Annotated in this window: 17 protein-coding genes; 5 read left to right on the top strand and 12 right to left on the bottom strand. The window is 36.7% G+C overall.

The features are described 5' to 3' along the window. Positions 1-82 precede the first annotated feature (82 nt). A complete protein-coding gene (locus AC2YJL_RS22415) occupies positions 83-1,882 on the top strand; it encodes a cation:proton antiporter (protein ID WP_050690822.1) in 1,800 nt (599 codons plus the stop codon). Positions 1,883-1,909: 27 nt separating this feature from the next. Here AC2YJL_RS22415 and AC2YJL_RS22410 read toward each other — a convergent pair whose 3' ends face one another. The 9 genes from AC2YJL_RS22410 to AC2YJL_RS22370 form a co-directional block, all read right to left on the bottom strand. Continuing rightward, a complete protein-coding gene (locus AC2YJL_RS22410) occupies positions 1,910-3,286 on the bottom strand; it encodes an O-antigen ligase family protein (protein WP_251568924.1) in 1,377 nt (458 codons plus the stop codon). A 25-nt stretch (positions 3,287-3,311) separates the two neighbouring features. Further along, positions 3,312-4,814: a murein biosynthesis integral membrane protein MurJ gene (gene murJ, locus AC2YJL_RS22405; protein WP_050690824.1), complete on the bottom strand. Its 1,503-nt coding sequence runs from the start codon at positions 4,812-4,814 to the stop codon at positions 3,312-3,314. Positions 4,815-4,844: 30 nt separating this feature from the next. Beyond that, positions 4,845-5,177, bottom strand: a complete 333-nt coding sequence (locus AC2YJL_RS22400) for an EamA family transporter (RefSeq protein WP_016765961.1) — start codon at positions 5,175-5,177, stop codon at positions 4,845-4,847. Then, complete coding sequence (locus AC2YJL_RS22395; RefSeq protein ID WP_013059873.1) at positions 5,170-5,505, bottom strand: EamA family transporter; 336 nt, start codon at positions 5,503-5,505, stop codon at positions 5,170-5,172. The genes AC2YJL_RS22400 and AC2YJL_RS22395 overlap by 8 nt, the downstream gene beginning before the upstream one ends. After that, positions 5,505-7,223: a DUF6020 family protein gene (locus tag AC2YJL_RS22390; RefSeq protein WP_230933825.1), complete on the bottom strand. Its 1,719-nt coding sequence runs from the start codon at positions 7,221-7,223 to the stop codon at positions 5,505-5,507. Before AC2YJL_RS22390 ends, AC2YJL_RS22395 begins: the two co-directional genes overlap by 1 nt. A 2-nt stretch (positions 7,224-7,225) precedes the next feature. Continuing rightward, positions 7,226-8,164, bottom strand: coding sequence for a glycosyltransferase family 2 protein (locus tag AC2YJL_RS22385; RefSeq protein ID WP_013059871.1), 939 nt, complete (start codon positions 8,162-8,164; stop codon positions 7,226-7,228). Further along, positions 8,161-9,261 carry a glycosyltransferase family 4 protein gene (locus AC2YJL_RS22380; RefSeq protein ID WP_195695656.1) on the bottom strand — a complete coding sequence of 367 codons (1,101 nt, stop codon included), beginning with the start codon at positions 9,259-9,261 and terminating at the stop codon, positions 8,161-8,163. The genes AC2YJL_RS22385 and AC2YJL_RS22380 overlap by 4 nt, the downstream gene beginning before the upstream one ends. 291 nt (positions 9,262-9,552) lie before the next feature. Further along, positions 9,553-10,338 (bottom strand): endonuclease/exonuclease/phosphatase family protein, encoded by a 786-nt coding sequence (locus AC2YJL_RS22375; RefSeq protein WP_251568925.1) that lies wholly within the window; start codon positions 10,336-10,338, stop codon positions 9,553-9,555. A 4-nt stretch (positions 10,339-10,342) separates the two neighbouring features. Next, entirely contained in the window at positions 10,343-11,980 is a 1,638-nt protein-coding gene (locus AC2YJL_RS22370) for a PTS transporter subunit IIBC (RefSeq protein ID WP_251568926.1), read from the bottom strand. Between the two features lie 274 nt (positions 11,981-12,254). On the opposite strand from AC2YJL_RS22370, the gene pgmB reads away from it, so the two are divergent. Continuing rightward, entirely contained in the window at positions 12,255-12,962 is a 708-nt protein-coding gene (gene pgmB / locus AC2YJL_RS22365; protein WP_251568927.1) for a beta-phosphoglucomutase, read from the top strand. An 88-nt stretch (positions 12,963-13,050) separates the two neighbouring features. Beyond that, entirely contained in the window at positions 13,051-13,920 is an 870-nt protein-coding gene (locus AC2YJL_RS22360) for a Cof-type HAD-IIB family hydrolase (RefSeq protein WP_230933822.1), read from the top strand. 33 nt (positions 13,921-13,953) lie between these two features. On the opposite strand, the gene pdxK is transcribed toward AC2YJL_RS22360, so the two are convergent. Next, a complete protein-coding gene (pdxK, locus tag AC2YJL_RS22355; RefSeq protein WP_230933821.1) occupies positions 13,954-14,778 on the bottom strand; it encodes a pyridoxine/pyridoxal/pyridoxamine kinase in 825 nt (274 codons plus the stop codon). Between the two features lie 262 nt (positions 14,779-15,040). On the opposite strand from pdxK, the gene AC2YJL_RS22350 reads away from it, so the two are divergent. Continuing rightward, positions 15,041-15,832: a hypothetical protein gene (locus AC2YJL_RS22350; protein ID WP_251568928.1), complete on the top strand. Its 792-nt coding sequence runs from the start codon at positions 15,041-15,043 to the stop codon at positions 15,830-15,832. A gap of 62 nt (positions 15,833-15,894) precedes the next feature. Here AC2YJL_RS22350 and ald read toward each other — a convergent pair whose 3' ends face one another. Then, the gene (gene ald / locus AC2YJL_RS22345; RefSeq protein ID WP_251568929.1) at positions 15,895-17,028 is read right to left on the bottom strand and encodes an alanine dehydrogenase; all 1,134 of its coding nucleotides are present in this window, start codon (positions 17,026-17,028) and stop codon (positions 15,895-15,897) included. 253 nt (positions 17,029-17,281) lie between these two features. After that, complete coding sequence (locus AC2YJL_RS22340) at positions 17,282-18,517, bottom strand: PucR family transcriptional regulator (protein ID WP_195695662.1); 1,236 nt, start codon at positions 18,515-18,517, stop codon at positions 17,282-17,284. A 396-nt stretch (positions 18,518-18,913) separates the two neighbouring features. Here AC2YJL_RS22340 and gndA point away from each other — a divergent pair, with 396 nt between their 5' ends. After that, complete coding sequence (gndA, locus tag AC2YJL_RS22335) at positions 18,914-20,326, top strand: NADP-dependent phosphogluconate dehydrogenase (protein ID WP_013059861.1); 1,413 nt, start codon at positions 18,914-18,916, stop codon at positions 20,324-20,326. Positions 20,327-20,335 lie beyond the last annotated feature (9 nt).

Here is a 20,335-nt window from a genome sequence, read left to right as displayed (position 1 = left end):
AGTGTTTGTTTCTTCCTGTATAACATCGGTTTATTTTAGGGAAAATATATACACATTATGCGAACGAGAGAAGGAAGATACAATGGAACCTATGCTTATACATATCACGCTCGTAGTGGGACTAGGCGTTCTATCTCAGTGGCTGGCTTGGAGATTTAAGTTACCAGCAATTGTCGTGATGTCAATTATCGGACTGCTAACAGGCCCTATTTTAGGTTTAATTGATCCTAAAGCACAGTTTGCCCAGCTTTTTGATCCTTTTGTGTCGATTGCTGTAGCTGTTATTTTATTTGAAGGCAGCTTGAATTTAGACATGAGAGAGGTAAGGGGAATCGAAAAGCCCGTGTTTCGCATTGTGACGCTCGGAGCCATGCTAGCTTGGATTTTAGGCTCTTTAGCTGCTCATTACATAGCGGATTTATCATGGGCGGTGGCAATTGTTATCGGAGGGCTTTTTATTGTGACGGGTCCAACCGTGATTTTACCTCTTTTACGACAAGCTAAATTAAAACCAAAACCAGCAGCGATTTTAAAATGGGAAGGTATTATTGTTGATCCATTTGGTGCACTGCTGGCCGTTTTTTCGTTTGAAATTGTTCAATTTTTAGTGCTGAGAGAAGTGAGTGGAAAAACAATTCTCTTTTTCTTTGCAGCTTCTATCATTGCTGTTTTAATAGGGTGGCTTCTTGGCCGCGGAATAGGATGGATGTTTCAAAAGGGGCATATTCCAGAGTATTTAAAATCTCCGGTCGTATTTATTGTTGTTATTGCCTGCTTTACGATAGCTGATGAAATTAAGCATGAAACGGGTCTTCTAGCAGTAACAGCGATGGGAATTACCCTTGCTAATATGCATATTTCATCTATTAGTGATATGCGACATTTTAAAGAGAATATTTCGGTTCTATTGACTTCTACTATTTTTATCATGTTAACGGCTGGACTGACGATGAAGACCATTACTGAAATTTTTCATTGGAATATTATTTTGTTTGTTTTACTTATGCTGTTTATTGTCAGACCTGTCTCCATCTTTTTATCAACGGTAGGGACAGATTTATCTATAAAAGAAAAAATACTGATTGGCTGGATTGCCCCGCGTGGCATTGTAGCGTTAACGGTCTCAAGCTACTTTGCGAAAGTACTAATTGATGAAGGATTTAAAGATGCTTCCATTCTAACAACGCTGACATTTGCTTTAGTGTTTGCTACGGTTTGTGCACACGGTTTTTCCCTTTCATGGCTAGCTAAGAAGCTTGATTTATCAATTGGGGAAGAACCTGGTATTTTGCTTGTAGGAAGCAATGATTTTACGGTTGCCTTTGCTTCCAAGTTAAAACAGCTGGGCTATCCAGTGTTAGTTGCTGATTCTTCGTGGGAGCGCTTAAGAGTTGCGCGCAGAGCGGAAGTAGATGTGTATCACGGAGAAGTTCTAGCTGAGCAAACGGAATATCATCTAGATTTAACTCCTTATGAATACGTGATTGCTGCAACTGAGTTAGATGCATATAATGCGCTTGTTTGTACTGCTTTTCTTCAAGATATGGGGCGAAACAATGTTTTTCAATTGAGTATTCGTGACCAAGAAGATTCAAGAGAAGATGTCGATGAAATTATGCACACAGTAAGAGGACGCATGCTTTTTAAGAAAGGAATTACGTGGGAGTTTCTGCATCATAAAATGGAGCATGGATATACGATTTACAATACAAAAATTACGGATGAATATACGTATGAAACATATCTTGAGGAGAAAAGCGATGATTCTCTTTTACTAGCAGTGAGCAAGCAAGGAAAGGCACTGAGCTTTTTTGCTCATGATCAAGAAATAAACGTTAATGCGGGTGATACGGTGTTAAGCCTTCAGCCATTAAAAAGATAAAAAAACAGGCCTTCAATGGCCTGTTTTTTATGCTTGTCTTTGTTTAAAATGAATGACGAACAGATAAGCAGCAGCTGCTGCAAAATAGATAGTAACGGCTGGTGCCGTGAAGACATGCCCAGCTACAAAAGCAATTCCAAGAGCTAATACAATTGCTGTACTGTACATCATAAAGCTTTCATCAAGAAGCTGTGATGGTTCTTTAAATAATCGAAGCAACACGGTTAAACCAACTACTATAAGTGGAAGAACCCATAGTAAAAATCCGATAATACCTAAAGAGAAAAACAGATCATAAAAATCCATTTCAATCATCTTTGGCGGAAGCTGTTTTGTATAGTCACCAGAAAAGCCCATACCTATCATTTTTCGTGCAATAGGTGCTTTTGCATACTCTTCCTTATGATGAGCTAAAAATTGCTCACGGCTGCTTAGAATCAGATTTTGAATATCTTTGTCATCTAAATTTGATTTCTTTTGTTTTTTCTTTTTAGCCGGCTTTTCTTTTTCTTTCTTTTCCGGCTTCTCTTGCTTTGTTTTCTCTTTTTTAGCCTCTAACATATCGATGTGCGTATATGTGTTTTTATAAGCTGGAGAAATCGGAGTGGTTGCTCCGGTTACAATTAAAAGCAGAATTGAGATTACTAAGTTGGCTTTAATTAAGCTGCGTTTATTCGTAAATAATTTTGCAAATAAGACAACTGTTGCTACAACTAAAGAAAGAATAACGGCACCTAAGCCTACTTTCGTTCCAAGCATGATGGATGAAACGGCTAACAAGATAAAAGGAATCCAGTAATAAGCTTTTGAAAACGAACGTACTTTATCTAAAGCTAAAAGCAGTGTGAGAGGAAGCAAAATAGCAATGGTTGCCCCTAGCTCATTCGCTGCATAAAACCAGCCTTTGAATCCAATTTTATTATACTGATAACTCTCTAGTGCTGTACCTGTTAGCATTGTACCGATAAAAACAATACTGATGATGAGTGAAGCAGTCAATAAGTTTTTGCTCAGTATTCTTTTTACATCCAAAGACGATCGATAATGTGAAAACATCACAATCATTCCAAGTAATGTAACGTTCATATAAACAACCTTATTGAAAAATTTAATTTCTTGCCCAATATAATAAGGATCTTTCCATTGATGATTTAAGTAGATATTGAGTCCAAGAAAGAGTGCAAAAACAATAAGGTAGATAATCGAATATCTAGCCCATTTTGATTGTTTGGCAAACACTAAAAGTAGGACACCTGCAAAAATCATATATAGAAAGCGAATAACAACCCCAATTGAGAGACCACTATCCATGTTCAAAACCATGTACGTCGTTAGCATATCAATAATTGGCTGAATTGAAATAAAACCAACGAACAGAAAAAATAACCAGTATGTGTTCTTCATATAGTACTCTCCTGTTTTACGTGAATTAACGTTTTCTTTTAACTAAAAGCATAACACCTTCTACTCTGCATAATAGCGTCGACATTAAGTATACTAAACCACCTGCAAGACAGACAATACCAAATCGTAAGATAACATGTAATGAATTCAAAAATGCGATGTCCTTCAAGAAGAACATGAGGATAGCAACAGGTACGGAAGCTAAAAGAATTTTTCCTGTTTCTTTCACTAGATATCCGTAATGGAAGTGATTGATTTGTTTTGCCAGCATAACGAATACGATGGCCGTATAGAAAAAGGCAACCACTGACATGGAAAGTGCTAATCCTTGGTATCCCATAAATTTAGTGAAAATCATGTTAAAGATGATGTTTAACACAATGGATAATAAGCCTGCTCTCATAATAAGATAACCTTTTTGAAGAGAATAAAATCCTTTTGCAAGAACAGCTTGCAGCGAATAGAAAAACACTGAACCTAGGTAATAATAAGATACATCTGTTGTTTTTAACGTCGAATTTGCGTCAAATGCACCGCGCTGATAAGCAATCATTACAATGTCTTTCATATAAAAGATCATAATAACAATCGTCGGAATCAGCAGCATCAGCATAAACGTAATCCCTTTTTCAATTCCTGATTTAAAGCGTTCTTCATCTTTTTCAGAAATGGCTCTTGCAATCAGCGGATAAATAATAGTTGCGACCGTAACCCCGAATATTGCCTGGGGAATACTTACAAGTCTGAAGGCGTAATTTAAATATGAAATAACACCTTCACCAAAGGAGCCAGCAAAGAAGAAGTTTACAGTTAAATTAATTTGACCGACCATAATGGTCACACCGACAGGGATGAATACTTTATAAAAAGCCACTACTTCATCACGGTCAATTTTTTGCTTCCATAACAGCAGATGCTGCGGTTTAAAATAGACAACTTTAATTAAGAAAGAAGCAATTGTTCCTATAAAATAGCCAAGAGCAATTGCATAGCCGCCCATGATTGAATGTAATAGGATTGTACTTAAAATCGTAAATAGTACAACAACCGTTTGAGAAAACACGGAGAAAGAATATTGACTTCGTGCATCAAATACACCTTCGTATACGGCATTCACTCCAACTAGTGAAAGAGATAAAAAGTACATAACGCCCGTATAAATTCCTAGTTCAATTGCTGCTTTGGAAAAATTAGAGTACGAAGCGGGAAAGTAAAAGAAAGCGGCAATTGATCCGAGAACCGAAATAATGAAACAAATAAGAAAGGTTGATTTAACAATATTAGTCAAATGAACCTTTCCTTTATTTTCTTTTTCATAACGTAAATAACTAGGAATAAACGCATCCTTCATCCCCGTTAACATAAATAAAATAAAAGCGTTTGGAATGATCATTGCTGCGTTGTATGAATCGACAATATAACTTGTACCGAAATAGTTAGCAATAACTAAATCACGAATCATACTAGAAAATTTCAAAAATAATGTTGATATGAGCAGTAAAATGCTCGCGAATTTTAAGTTTTTCATGCGAAACTCCTACCTTTTCAAGTTATCTCATCAACTATTAGCAATAAAGAAGCATCCGACAATTAAAAGAATACAGCCGATAACTTGTTTTGTTGTAACTTTTTCTTTAATTAAAAAGTAACCGAATGTTAATGTCCAAATATACGTAATAGACGTGAGCGGAAATACAATAGAATAAGGTAACAGCGTTAAAACATACACATTAAGCAAAGCTGCCGCCCCGTAAAAAAGGCCGCCACCTACAAAGCAAATAAGCGCTAGCTTTATCTTTTTTTCATTTAAATACGTAGAAATATACTTGAAAAAGACAGCTCCAACTGAACCTAAAAGAGTCATAATAAGTAAAAGCGGGATACTATTCATCTTGACCACCTACTAAAATTACACCTACGATAATAATAAGAGTACCGACCAGCTTCATAGGGCTAATGGTTTCATTTAATAGAAAGAAACCAAGAGCAATGCTGATTACGTATCCTAAGCTTAAAAATGGATGAAGTAAGGAAACTCTTTCAAATTTAAAAGCGGCAATCATAAAAACCGCTCCTAATCCATAAAGAAAAAAACCAATAATTAAATTTAAGTTAAATGAAGCTTCGGACAACTTCCAAAAAAGTTGTCCAACAGCTGTAAACAGGGAAGCCACGATAATGAGTGTGATTCCTAGCTTTTTGTTGTAATTGCTCTCCATCAGGAGGTCACATCCCTTTCTTTCTGATCAAATCGGATAAAAGGAAGACCAATAAAGAAGAAAGACACAAATACGCTTGCTAATAAATATCGGAAATCTTGAGCCGGCAATGCTGCAAGAACAGAAAGCGTGTTAAGAGCCCACGGAATGACGATAATGAGTGACGTAATTCCTCTTCGAATCACTAGCATTAATGAAAATAATAAAATGACACAGTGATAAAAAGCTGGTTTCCATAAGAATGTAAAAACAGGGTGCTTAAAAATAGCTAAGTAAGCATTAGCAGTATGTGTAATAAACGGCTCGATTACTTTATTTTTAAGACCTAAATCATTGCCGTAATAAATGTTGGTTACATACGTATCCGTGTAGCCATCTTTAAAAGGGTTGATTTGCCATACTAAAGCCGTTTGTTTGAGAAAGCCTTCCGTTGCGAGATAAGGATTTTTGATAACAATGCTAGCATAGTTCTTAAAGTAAAGACCTAAATCATTAAAAATAAATTCGCGGTCGTAGTATTTCCACGTGAATTTAATTGGATCACTTTTGTATGGATTATACTTTTCTTTCCACAATTCAATAGGAAGCACTTTATTAAAATATTCGCGCTCTTCTTTTGACATTTCCCCATCATTTGAAATGATATTTGCAATTTGTTGAGTTGGAATAGACAAAGCTTCATTTGGATCTGAAGGTTTTACATCAAGCCACGTGAACACAGGGCCTGTAACAATCTTTTGTAAAATAAAGACGACTAAGAAAATCGTGACAAGAGGTTTCCAATTTTTTCTGAACAAGACGATCATTAAAAGGAAAGTCAAAACAAATACAGGAAAACCATTATGTCTAAAGAAAGCTACTCCAAATGCCGAAAGTAAAAGTAAGAAAAAGCTCGCTTTACTTTTAACCCAAGCACCTTTTGACAGATAAATTTTTGCAATGTTCACCGTAAAAAACAGCAGAAAAGCACTGTATAAAATGTCTTTCCAAATAATAATTGAAAAGATTAAAAAGCTTGGAATAATGACAATAATAGCTGTTAAAAGTCCAATCATAACAGGATGTGCTTTGCGTTTAATGAAAAAGTCAAACGTATAGGCGTATATGCTCACTACAACAACAATTTGTGTGAACGCTACAATGCCTGGATTATCCCATATTTTTGTCAGCAGCATAATGAGCCACGTAATCATAATAGGGTGCCAATCGTTAAATTCTCCGTTATGTGCCTGTCTCCACTGTGCTAATGAATCGGGAGTCATGGCCGCTGGGAAAAAGGCGAACCAGTAGTATAGACTAACAGCTAAAATAAGAATCGCAACAATTCCTAGGTAACGCTTTGGGTATGCAAATGTATAGTGAAAATCGTTTATCTGTTTGATAGCGCTGAGTACAGCGGCCGTCAGCAGCATTGCTAATAAAGTACGGCTGATGGCATACAAAACGAGTGAAAAAATAGTTGAGCTCGTCATATGTAAGTTATCTAAAAATGAAAACTGTACGATAAACGAAAAAACAATCAGCAATAGCCATTCTAGCGGTTTAAATGAAGCATAAGCTCTATTTTTATAAATAAAAATAGAGCTTATGATGGTAAATACAAGTGCAGCAAAAAGGGAAAGATAGTGAACACCGTCTGGATTACCAATACTTAAACCGATAAGAATAATTAAAGCCGTTACTGTAAGCAGTAAAATACTTTTTTTATTCTTCATCATTGTTATTCTCCTACTTGTTCAATCTGTTCAATTTTTTTATTTAGTTCTAATTCATATTGCTTGCGATTTAATGAAGCAATTGTATCTAGAATTAATCCACAGACGAAAGATAAAACACCTAACACCATCAATCCAGTTGCTAAGATAGATGACGGTACTTTGGTAATAAAGCCTGTATCAAAAAATTCATAAAGTACCGGAGCACCAACAGCTAATCCTGCGACAATAAACAACACTGTCCAAATGGAGAAGAACTGAAGCGGCTTGTACTCTTTAAATAACGTAAAAATCATTCGTAACACTTTAAATCCATCAGAGAACGTATTAAGTTTCGATTCGCTGCCTTCAGGTCGATCGCGATAATCGATCGCGATTTCTTTGAGGCGGAAGCGTTTATCTAACGCGTGAAGACTCATCTCTGTTTCAATTTCAAATCCTGGGCTCATCACCGGTATTGATTTTACAAATAATTTATCGTAAGCACGATAACCTGTCATGATATCTTTAATGTTACTTTTGTACAGGCCATTAATTAAAGAACGTACCAAGTTGTTACCAAAATTATGGAAAGCACGTTTGTTTTCTTCGAGATACGTTCCGTTTGATAAACGATCTCCAATGACCATGTTAGCTTCTCGATTTCTAATAGGCTCAATTAATTGATGAACAAATTCTGCAGGATACGTATCATCCCCATCTACCATGACATAACAATCTGCATCAATTTCTTGAAACATCGAACGTACAACGTTTCCTTTTCCTTGCTTGAATTCTTTTTTGACGATTGCCCCGTGCTCAAGTGCAATTTCACTTGTGCGATCTTTTGAGTTGTTATCGTACACATAAATATCTGCACTAGGCAGTTCGCGTTTGAAATCGTCAATTACTTTTCCAATTGTTACTTCCTCGTTATAACAAGGAATTAAAACTGCGACTTTCATTTTTCCACCTCATCAAAAAAAATTGTTGGGAGTTGTTCAGCAATTACATCTACTGTGTAGCGGTTTGCTGTTTGTAACGCCTGTTGAGACATTTGCTGTTTCACATCTTCAGGAAGATTAATAAAAGCCTGTAGCTGTGAAGCTAGTTCGTCTACATTTTTAGGCTCAAAGAATAGACCATTCTTTCCGTCTATAATGTAATCTTTTAGACCACCAATCTGACTCCCAATTACGGGTGCTCCGCAAGCCATAGCTTCGAGGCCGACTAAGCCCAAACTTTCTCCTTTTCTTACGGTCGGAAACACGAATGCTTCAATCGCATTATATACGTAAGCAAGAGAGGACTGAGGAAGGAGAGGGAAATGGATGACTTTTTCCTCTAGGCCCAGAGTCTTGATCATTTCCTTAAATGCCGCTTCATCTTTTCCGCTTCCAACGTATAGGTATTTGTAAGAAGTGGGCATTTGTTGTTCAGCTTTTGCAATTGCTTGCAGGTAGTATTCCCATCCTTTACCCACATCAATGCGGCTTACACATCCAAGATAACGGATAGTAGGGTCCAAGTTTAGTTCTTGATAAGCTTTGCTTTTATCTGCATAAGGGTGAAACAGATCTTTATTCACTCCTCCGCTTGGAAAAATATAGATTGGGTTATGAACCTTATATTTCTCTTCAACGAGCCCTTTATAATAAGGAGAAGGAGTAATAATTTTAGTAGAATGTTGCAATAAGTCATTTACTCTAGGCTGATACTTTTCCTGTGAAGGTACTTCAGGTACAACGTCTGAACCATGAACGTTTGTCACAATCCTCACATTCTTCTTTAGCTTTTTAAGAATCAGCAGCGGAAGAGCATTATGAGATGCATAATGTACGTAAAGGTAGTCGTAGTTTTTTGTCAAGCCCGTCAAGACGACATTAGCATAATGAGAAGCATAGCTAAAAAGCTTGCTTAATTTGCTTGTCTTTTTTTGCATGACAATTTTATCAACTTGAATACCATGTTGAACTAAAATTTTTTCAGTGTTTTGAACAAATACACCATAGCTCGGGAATTGTTCCGAAGGATACATATTTGAAATCAACAAAATTTTCATGATTGTTTCACACCTATTTTTCTTTATTAGTTTATGATAATGACAACGGGTGTTCATTTAAATAGAGCTTACATGTATCATCTTACTATTAAGTTGAGCGATTTCATTGATAAACATGCAAAAATGGGTTGCATATCGCCAACATCACAATATTATAGCACACCTACTTTTTAAAATGCGAAAGTTTATCGGACACTTCTAAAACGATAGATAAAGCAGTAAAGAAGATGGTTTCCACATCATCATAATCACACGAAAAAAAGCGAACGCTATTCGTTCGCTTTATGTCACTTATTTCACTTCAACGCTTACCCCAAAATGGTCGGAAACAACAGGATAATGTATGCCGTTAAACACCACAGTTGATGACTGAATATCCTGCGCATGACTCGATAGAATTAAATCAAGGCGCAGTGCCCGTTCATTATCATCCCATCCAGCAATGTTACCTTTAACTGTAATACCGCTATCTTTTTTATTCGATAGAGTATACGTATCATAGAGGCCTTGGCTCAACAGGTAGTCGTAACCTTCATTTCGGCTATGAGCGTCATTATTAAAGTCTCCAAGTAGGAAAAATGGGTTATCTTTGTGTACATGAGCTAGCAGTGTATCAACTTGCTGCTTGAACGGCTCTTCCTCGTCATCCCACCAGCCAAGATGACAAGAATAAAACGTAAGAAGCTCTTTTTCATATTCGATTGTGGCTCCAACAATTCTTCTCGTTTTCCAGTAGTCAATATTTGACGTTTGTGACACGAAAAATGAATGCTCTTCAATAATCGGGTGTTTCGTTAAAATGGCAATTCCTTCTTCATACACTTCATAGCCTATATGAGATAAATCCCATAACAATTGATAGTCTTCACCTTGCTTACCCAGTTCTTTTGCTAAAAGCCAAGCGTAATTATCGCTGCGAATGTAGTCATATACATAAGGTGCGTCTACTTTTTGGCTTACTTCCTGTAAAGCAATGACATCATATTTTTCTTTTTTAATTACTTCAGCTAGACAAGATAACTTGTCTAGCTGATTTTCCTCTTGCCAAGAGTGGCAATTTAACGTTAATAGCTTCATTATGTTAAGCTCCTAACAAATCTTGAATGTCGGATTTCAAAACATCCGCTTTAGGTCCATAAATAGCTTGTACCCCTTTATCTTTCAAGATTAAACCAAGGGCTCCGTTTTGTTTCCACTCACTTTCTCCTGCAACGGCATGTATATCTTTTACCGTTACACGTAAGCGAGTCATACAAGCATCAACATCTTCAATATTGTTTTCTCCGCCAAGCAGTCCAATAATGACTGGTGCAAGCGAATCATTTTTCACCTGCTTGCTGCTTGTTGCAGTTGTTTCTTCATCAATATAGTTTCCGTTACGTCCCGGCGTTGGGAAGTTAAAACGTTTAATTAAGAAGTTTGCCACTCCAAAATTTAAGCCAAAGAATACAAGGCAGGCAATGACAAAGTTCATTAAGTCAGCCCATAGTCCGGCTTTAATAATCATTGGTGTACGTGTTAATAGTTCAATTACGCCAAATGAGTGTACGCGAACATGAACAACATCAACAATGGCAAAAGCCAGTCCCGTCATAATTGCATATACGGCATATAAAAGAGGTGCTGCGAACATGAACATAAATTCGATTGGTTCTGTTACGCCCGTTAAGAAAACAGCTAGTCCAGCTGAAAGGAACATTGAACGATATTTTGAACGTTTGTCAGGATCTACGTTACGATACATTGCTAAAGCGATTCCAATTAGCGACGCACAAGACAAAATCATCTGTCCTACTTTAAAGCGTGCAGGTGTAACGTCATGTAATAACTGCTTGTAGCTTTCCATATCTCCTGCAGCGCGGAAGTTATTTAAATCTGCAATCCAAGCAAGCCATAAAGGATCTTGACCGGCAACCGTGGAACCTGCCCCAGAACCTGTTAAAATTTTGTACGTTCCGCCTAGCTCCGTGTAGTTCATAGGAACTGTCAGCATATGATGAAGACCAAATGGAAGAAGCAGACGTTCTAATGCTCCGAAAATAAATGGTGCTAGAATAGGAGCTGTGTCTCTAGATGTTGCAATCCACTGTCCGAAGCTGTTTAATGAACCTTGGATAAACGGCCATACAATGGATAAAAGCAGTGCCGTTACAACTGAACCACCGATGACAACAAATGGTACGAAGCGCTTACCGTTAAAAAACGAAAGGGCTTCAGGCAATTTATCATAGTTGTAATATTTATTGAATAAATTCGCTCCTAAAAACCCGGCGATAATTCCTACGAACACTCCCATGTTAAGAGCGGGAGATCCTAAAATAGATGTGAAGTAGTCTTTTACAACTAATTCTTGTCCAAATAGTGAGTGAACCGTTGCTTTTGAATCTGAGAGCATTTCTGCTTTAACTCCGAAAATGGCGCCTGTAATTCGATTAATAAGAATGAATGCGATGAGTGCAGCAAATGCACCTCCAGCACGTTCTTTTGCCCAAGAGCCCCCGATGGCAACAGCGAACAAAATGTGAAGATTTGTGATGATACCCCAGCCTATGTCTTCCATCACGCGTGCAATTGTTTGTACAGCAGTGATGTCTCCCCCAGTCATTGCAACTAGTTTTCCAAGTGAAATCATAATACCAGCTGCGGGCATAACCGCTACTACTACTAATAAAGCCTTACCAAATTTCTGCCAAAAATCAAATGAAAAGAACTTCTTCATAGTTTTTCCCCTTCCCCTATGTATGGGTTTTCATTTTATTTTTTGATAAACTATATTTAAAAGATAGTGCAACCGTTTGCATAACCCTATTGTAATAAAAGGGCTTTCATAATGCAAGACTGTAATTTCTCTTTTTTGAAAAATTTATTCATGAATTATAAATGATGAAAAAATTTTTATGATAAAGTGAACAATATCAACGGTATTTTAACACGATAGAATGTAATCAAAGCATTCAAGTAATAGCATAAAGACAAGTGCAGAGGAGGATAATATGAAAAAAGAAGATCTACAAGCGATTATTTTTGATTTAGACGGTGTTATTGCAGATACGGTACATTTATATTATAGAGCAAATAAAAAAGTAGCAGATCAACTTAACGTTTCATTTTCTGAAGAACTGAATCAGCAGCTGCAGGGGATCAGCCGAGTGAAAACTGTAGAGCTCATTGCTGCACAAGGCAACGTGCGTCTCACAGTGGAAAAAAAAGAACAGCTTGCTGATGAAAAGAATAAGTATTATCAAGCATTAATAAAGGAAATGACAAAGAATCACTTACTTCCAGGAATACAATTGTTGTTAGAGGATTGTAAAAAACAAGGTATTAAAATGGCGATTGCTTCTTCTAGTTCAAATGCAAATACTGTAGTGGATGCGTTAGGAATACGTTCTTTTTTTGATTGCATTGTGGATGTGAGAAAAATAAAGAAGGGAAAACCAGATCCAGAAATATTTTTGACAGCTGCCGATCAATTACAAGTAAAACCCTATGCATGTGTGGCCATAGAAGATGGAGAGGCCGGTATAAAAGCTATTAATCAAACAGATATGGTTTCTATCGGCGTTGGTAAGCATCTGAAGGAAAAGGATGTGAATTTTCACGTATATTCCACAGCTGATTTGCATTTAAAGACGATTAAAGAGGCTTTCGAAAAAGCAAGAAAAGGAACAGATTATAACAGCGCGTATACAAAAAATTAGTAAATCTTTTACATGCAAGTAGCAAAGCGTAAAAAAACATATGCTAAAATAAAATAAGAGAGCAAAGATACATAGGAAGGGGTACATCATGATTAAATGTATTGCGATCGATATGGATGGAACTTTAGTAAATAGTGAACAAGTTGTAAGTAAAGAAAATGCCCAAGCGATTAAGACAGCTCAAAAGGCAGGGGTGGAAGTTGTTGTTGCTACGGGACGTTCTTATGAAGAGGCCCGTTATGTTTTAGAAGAAGCAGGACTTCATACATATTTAATTTGTGCAAACGGAGCAGAGCTTCGGAACCCACAAGGGGAAAAACAATATTCAGTAGGCATGACGATGGAATCTATTCGCGAAGTAGAGGATATTTTTAAGAAGTTTCAGTTGTACTTTGAAGTCTATACAAGTGAAGGTACGTATTCAAATGACTATGAAAAAGCTTTGTCGGTATTAATGGATATTTATTTAAGCGCCAGCTTAAAAGATAATTATGAAAAATCGTTAGAAGCGGCAAAAGAGCGTTTCAATAGCGGCAGAGTAAAACTTATTGAAGAGTATGAAGGGTTGTTTCAAGATCCAAATAAGGACATTTATAAGCTGCTTGCTTTCTCTTTTGACGAAGAAAAGTTAGAACAGGCAAAAATAGAACTTGTGAAGTTAGATTCTATTGCAGTCAGTGCATCTGGTAAAGAAAATATTGAAATAAATGATGAAAATGCTCAAAAAGGAATTGCAGTTACATCATTTGTTCAAGAACGCCATATTTCTTTAGAAGAAACGATGGCCATTGGAGACAATTATAACGACGTGTCGATGTTTCAGCGAGTTGGACGTGCCGTAGCGATGGGGAATGCCCCTCAAGAAATTAAAGAGTTTGCCCATATCGTAACAGGGACAAATGACGAGCACGGCGTAGCTCAGGCTATTTTAAATGCGCTTGAAACAGTCAAACAATAAGCAAACTAAAAAGCATGCCTAAAGGCCATGCTTTTAGTTTGTTACTTTTTCTTTTGCACGACGGTATGCACCGTGATTTGTTGGTCCGACATATTGATTTAAAGCAAATGAATGGCGAATTGCTTCTGTAATAAATTCTTTTGCTGTATAAATAGCTTGTTTGACGTCACTGCCTTTTGCCAATTCAGCAGCAATCGCAGCTGAGTATGTGCATCCAGCACCGTGTGTGAATGTCGTTTCAATACGTTCAGACTCTAAGATCTCAAATGTCTTTCCATCATAAAGCAAATCGATTGCTTTTTCATGCGCTAATTTACTTCCACCTTTAATCAATACATATTTGGCACCAAGTTCAGAAATTTTCACGGCTGCTTCTTTCATTTGATCAACCGTTTTGATAGGGCCAAGTCCGCTTAATTGACTAGCTTCAAATAAGTTAGGCGTTACGACTGTTGCTTTTGGAACTAGTACATCGCGCAAGCTGACAGTTGTTTCCGGGTGAAGCGCTTCGTCTTCTCCTTTACATACCATCACAGGATCGACTACAACATTTTTTAAATCGTATTCTTCAATTGTTTTTGCGGCTAGTTCAATAATTTCCACTGAGCCAAGCATACCCGTTTTTAGAGCTTGTACGCCTACGCCTTTTACGATTGTTTTCAGCTGCTGTTCAACAGTTGAAACTTCTTGTGGAAATACGTTATGAGACCAGCCGTTATCGGGATCCATTGTTACAATTGTTGTTAAAGCTGTCATTCCGTAAACACCAAGTTCTTGGAATGTTTTTAAATCCGCTTGAATGCCAGCTCCGCCGCTGCTGTCAGAACCCGCAATGGTTAATGCTTTATTCATTGTCATAAAAAATCCTCCCGTATTTTAAGTTCATAGAGAAAATAGAGTAAAACTTCCACCGGTCGGTTTTTAGCTGCCCAATGTGTTTTAGATAAATTTCTTCCATTCACTTTTCACTTTTTCTTTTATTTTATCGCTTTTAATGTAGATATTCAATTTCTAAAAACTGTATGAATCCTAAGTGTATACTTTTGTCTTAGCCTCTTTTACCTTATGGTACAAGCACTCTTTCTTTTCATGAATAAAATAAAGAGAAACTTAAGAAAGGGTGATTCACATAAAAAAACATTCTAATCATGACAGTTATAAAGACGATTCGTATGCTTTCAATAAATCACAACCTCGCAAAAAAAACCACAAAGATTATTATATGAATTCAAATTTAACAAATGATCACTTCAGAACTGTTAAGGCAGGCACTTTAAATGTTTGTATAATTGTATTACCAGGAGCTAAAGTTGATCGAAACTCCACAGATAATCAGTCTATAGTTCCCAATCGTGTAAAAAGAGACATAGCCGCTGCTAATAAAATATGGAAACAATATGAGAAAAACCGATTAATCCAAGGTGTTACATTTACTATTACACGTTCAGTTGTTTTTTTGGAAAACATCAGTGGCATTGTTAGTAATGCGGAAAATTTTCCAATTGGAGGGGCTAGTCATCTTACAATGGTACAAGCAATGCTTAAAACTGGCCGAAAGGTTTGTCAAAATGCTAATGTGTATGTATTTTACATGAATGGAAATAGATTTGGGCCTGTTAATTTTGACTATTCATCTACTCTCGCTGTAACTTATAACTCTTTTCCGCTTATTATTATGACAAATGCAAGTACAGATGAGTATCTTCTCGCACATGAATTGGGTCATTTTATGTTTATTACGAATCGATTTAACGAGACGGATGATCCAGAACCTTTTCATGAACTAGATGGAAATCATAATAAAACGCCTAGTAACCTTATGTTTCCTACTCCTGAATTCTGGCCAATAGTACCGGAGATTACCAGTGAACAGATACACAAAGCTTTAAATAGTCGTGTTTTTTACCGCTGATTGTTGTTCATTCAAAATAAAAACGCCCTTAACAGCGGGTTAAGGACGTTTTTCACTATTTATTAGATAGAAGCTAATTCTTTTTCAAGAGCTACGTCTACTGATACATAATCATAACCTAAATCATGTGCAACTGCTTCGTACGTAATGGCTCCGTTTGCAACGTTCACTCCTAATTTTAACGCTTCGTTTTGAGCGATTGCTTTGTGAACACCTTTAGAAGCAATTTGAAGTGCGTAAGGTACGGTTACATTTGTTAAAGCAATTGTTGATGTGCGAGGAACTGCTCCCGGCATGTTTGCAACCGCATAGTGTACAACCCCGTGCTTTTCATAAGTCGGCTGATCGTGTGTTGTAATGTGGTCGATTGTTTCAACAATACCACCTTGGTCGATTGCTACGTCAACAATAACAGAACCTGGCTTCATTGTTTTTACCATTTCTTCCGTTACTAGTTTTGGAGCTTTTGCACCTGGGATTAATACTGCGCCAATCACTAAATCTGACTCTGCTACTGCATCCGCAATATTGTAAGGGTTTGACACTAGCGTATTGATTTGGTTGCCAAAGATATCGTCTAATTGACGTAATCGTTCAGGACTTAAATCAATAATTGTTACATCAGCACCGAGACCGATTGCGATTTTTGCAGCATTTGTACCAACACCGCCGCCTCCGATAATCGTTACTTTTCCGCGGCTAACTCCAGGAACACCCGCTAATAAAATTCCTTTTCCACCGTTTGATTTTTGAAGGAATTGTGCACCGATTTGAGCAGCCATACGTCCTGCTACTTCGCTCATAGGTGTTAATAGAGGCAATGTACGATTTACTGCTACTGTTTCATAAGCAATGGCTGTTACGCCGCTATCTTTTAATGCTTTTGCTAGTGCTGGTTCAGCTGCTAAGTGAAGGTATGTGAATAAGATAAGACCTGGTCTAAAATAGCCGTATTCACTGGCTAGTGGTTCTTTTACTTTCATAACCATTTCAGCTTGTGCCCAAACGTCAGCTGCTGTCTCAGCAATTTCAGCTCCAGCTTTTACATAATCTTCGTTTGTGAAGTTACTTCCAATACCCGCTTCATTTTCAATTAATACACGATGACCTGTACCAACAAATGATGCTACGCCTGCTGGTGTAATCGCTACTCGGTTTTCGTTGTTTTTGATTTCTTTTGGTACGCCAATAATCATGATTAATTTCCCCCTTGGTCGTTTGTGTACCTTTAGTATAAAGAAAGTTTTGTGAAATTTCTTTGTCTAGAAAGAAGAATCGAAGAAGTGGTTTTTGTTTAAACACACAAATGTAAACGCTTACTTATCAGAATTTTTAATTTTTATGTAAGGTAATCTAACATCATAAAGAAATAAAAAGTGAAAAAAAAGAGCTATTCGTTTATTAGAAAATAAATGAATAGCTCAATGTTAAAAAAAGTCACATTATCTGTTATTTTTTATATTTCATTAACTTAATATCAATATAAAGAGTCATTTTTTGATTAACGTCCTTTAAGTTAATATCACCAATCTCTGAAATTCGCTTTAATCGATAGCTAAGGGTATTCATATGCACATTTAATTCTTTTGCTGCTTCGTTAATGTTATTATCATTATTTAAAAATACTTCGAGAGTCTCCACCAAGTTGCTATTATGACGAAGATCGTAATCAGTTAGCTTCTTTAAAGAATGGTTTTCAAATTGATCTTGCACGCGCTTTTCTAAAATAACATCAAGAAATTGATAAATACCTAATTCCTGATAGTTAATAATCTCTTTCGTTTCTTCTGGAAACTTACTTTTCATATCTAATACGTTCAAGGCTTCTTTATAACTTTTTTCGATATGATCGTGCGATGAATAAATACTGCTGCAGCTGGCTTTAATTTGAGTAACATCAAAGCGTTCATACATGTTGCCTCTAAAATAGTCTACAAAATCTCGCTGTTCATCAAGAGGGTTTTCAACCGCATCCAAAGAAAGCAGTAAGATTAAGTCATTGCAATCAATCGTATAAAGAACGATTTTTAAGCGATGCATCGTTTTTAGCATATACGAGATTTGACGTTCAGCTTCAGGCGTAATATCTTCTTGGAAGCGGAAGATAGCAATGGAAAACGTTGATGGAGCTGTAATTTGAGCGTCATAAAACGCTTCTGAAATTTCTTGGCGAGACTTAATGTGACCAGTTAATAGTTTCCAGAAAAATTCCTGTGAACGTTCCTCTCGTTTATACTTTCGAATTTGAAGCTGTAGCAATTTATTTTTTAATACATTCGCAGCTTTTTTTAATAGCTCTACTTCTTCGTCGCCTAAGGCTTTCTCAATTTCAACAGCCCAGATGAATCCTAGAACTTCTTCATTTTTCCAGATGGAAATAGCTATACGATCTCCAAGCCCAATTTCATTTATATTTTTCACACGCACAGGTTCACTTGTCTCAAGCAGTTTAGGAATAATGCCTTCTTTCCATAAGTTGTTGATGACCTTTTCCGGAACTCTTCTTCCAATAATCGTGGCAATACGCGCCTGGTCCGTTCTTTCGTCATGGGTGCTATAAGCTAATAAGCGATGATTAGCATCTTCAATGGTAATAGGACAGTTCAATACTTCGCTAATGCGATCAGCGAATTCTTCAAGCGTATCAAAATTTTCCTTGAACGGATCTTTGATTGGTTTCGTCATATATAAAATCCCTCTTCATAAAACAAAATAAGTACTAGTACAGCTTTTTTAGCTGCAATAAATATAGTAAAACGGTAACAACCGTGTTGATCATCAATTCATTGAAATGATTAACTGCTTAATATTTTAACAAAAGTACTTGTTTAAGAAAATGTTAAAATGCGTCTAAAGGTAGTTAAGAATGTACGGATGATTAGTAACTGCGTTCATTTCGCTTATTTTATCGAAATTTTCTTCAAAATAATCAATGTTCGGTGAGCATGATTCTTTTCAAATGTGTATAATAAAACGTATGATTATGGTTATATCAAACTTGAATCTGTAACTTTCTTTATGATATGTTCAGTTACGATTAGGTTGACCAATTCATATTACACATGAAGGGAAGAATTTAACATGGCAAAACAACAAATCGGTGTTATCGGTTTAGCGGTTATGGGGAAAAACTTGGCGCTAAACATTGAGAGCAGAGGCTATTCTGTTTCAGTTTATAACCGCTCTCCTGAAAAGACAGAAGAGTTCCTAAAAACAGAAGCAGAAGGTAAAAATTTTGCAGGTACATACAGTGTGGAAGAGTTTATTAATTCTCTTGAAAAACCGCGTAAAATTTTATTAATGGTTAAAGCTGGTGCTGCTACAGATGCAACAATTGATTCGTTAAAACCATACTTAGAAAAAGGCGACATTTTAATCGATGGCGGAAATACATTCTTCCAGGATACAATTCGTCGTAACAAAGAGCTAGAAGAATTAGGTATCCATTTCATCGGTACAGGCGTATCCGGCGGAGAAGAAGGCGCATTAAAAGGACCTTCAATCATGCCTGGCGGACAAAAAGAAGCATATGAACTTGTAAAACCAATCTTAACAGCTATTTCAGCGAAAGTTGAAGGCGATGATTGCTGCACATACATTGGACCAAATGGTGCAGGTCACTACGTAAAAATGGTTCATAACGGCATCGAGTACGGCGATATGCAGTTAATTTGTGAAGCATACTTCATTATGAAAAACGTATTAGGTTTAGAAACAGATGAACTACATGAAGTATTTGCTGAATGGAATAAAGGCGAGCTAGATAGCTACTTAATTGAAATCACAGCGGATATCTTTACGAAAAAAGATGAAGAAACAGGTAAAGCACTTGTAGACGTTATTTTAGACACTGCAGGTCAAAAGGGTACAGGTAAATGGACAAGCCAAAGTGCGCTTGACTTAGGTGTACCACTACCAATCATTACGGAATCTGTATTTGCGCGCTTTATTTCAGCTATGAAAGAAGAACGTGTAAAAGCAAGCAAAGTATTGAGCGGTCCAAATGCAGCTGCATTTGAAGGCGATAAAACTGAATTAGTAGAAGCAATCCGTAAAGCATTGTACATGAGTAAAATTTGTTCATATGCGCAAGGGTTTGCTCAAATGAAAGCAGCTTCTGAAGAATATGACTGGAATTTACAGTACGGTGATATTGCAATGATCTTCCGTGGTGGTTGTATCATCCGTGCACAATTCTTACAAAAAATTAAAGAAGCTTACGATCGCGATGCAGATCTAACAAACTTATTATTAGACCCATACTTCAAGGATATCGTAGAAGGCTATCAGTCGGCTCTTCGTGAAGTTATTTCAATTGCGGTTAAACAAGGTATTCCTGTACCAAGTTTCTCAAGTGCATTAGCTTACTATGACAGCTACCGTACAGAAACGTTACCAGCGAACCTTTTACAAGCGCAACGTGACTACTTCGGAGCTCACACATATCAACGTGTTGATAAAGAGGGCGTATTCCATACTGAGTGGTTAAAATAAAAAACAAGA

It is taken from the genome of Priestia sp. SRI_019 (assembly GCF_057586255.1).
This window is presented reverse-complemented; position numbering and strand designations above follow the sequence as displayed.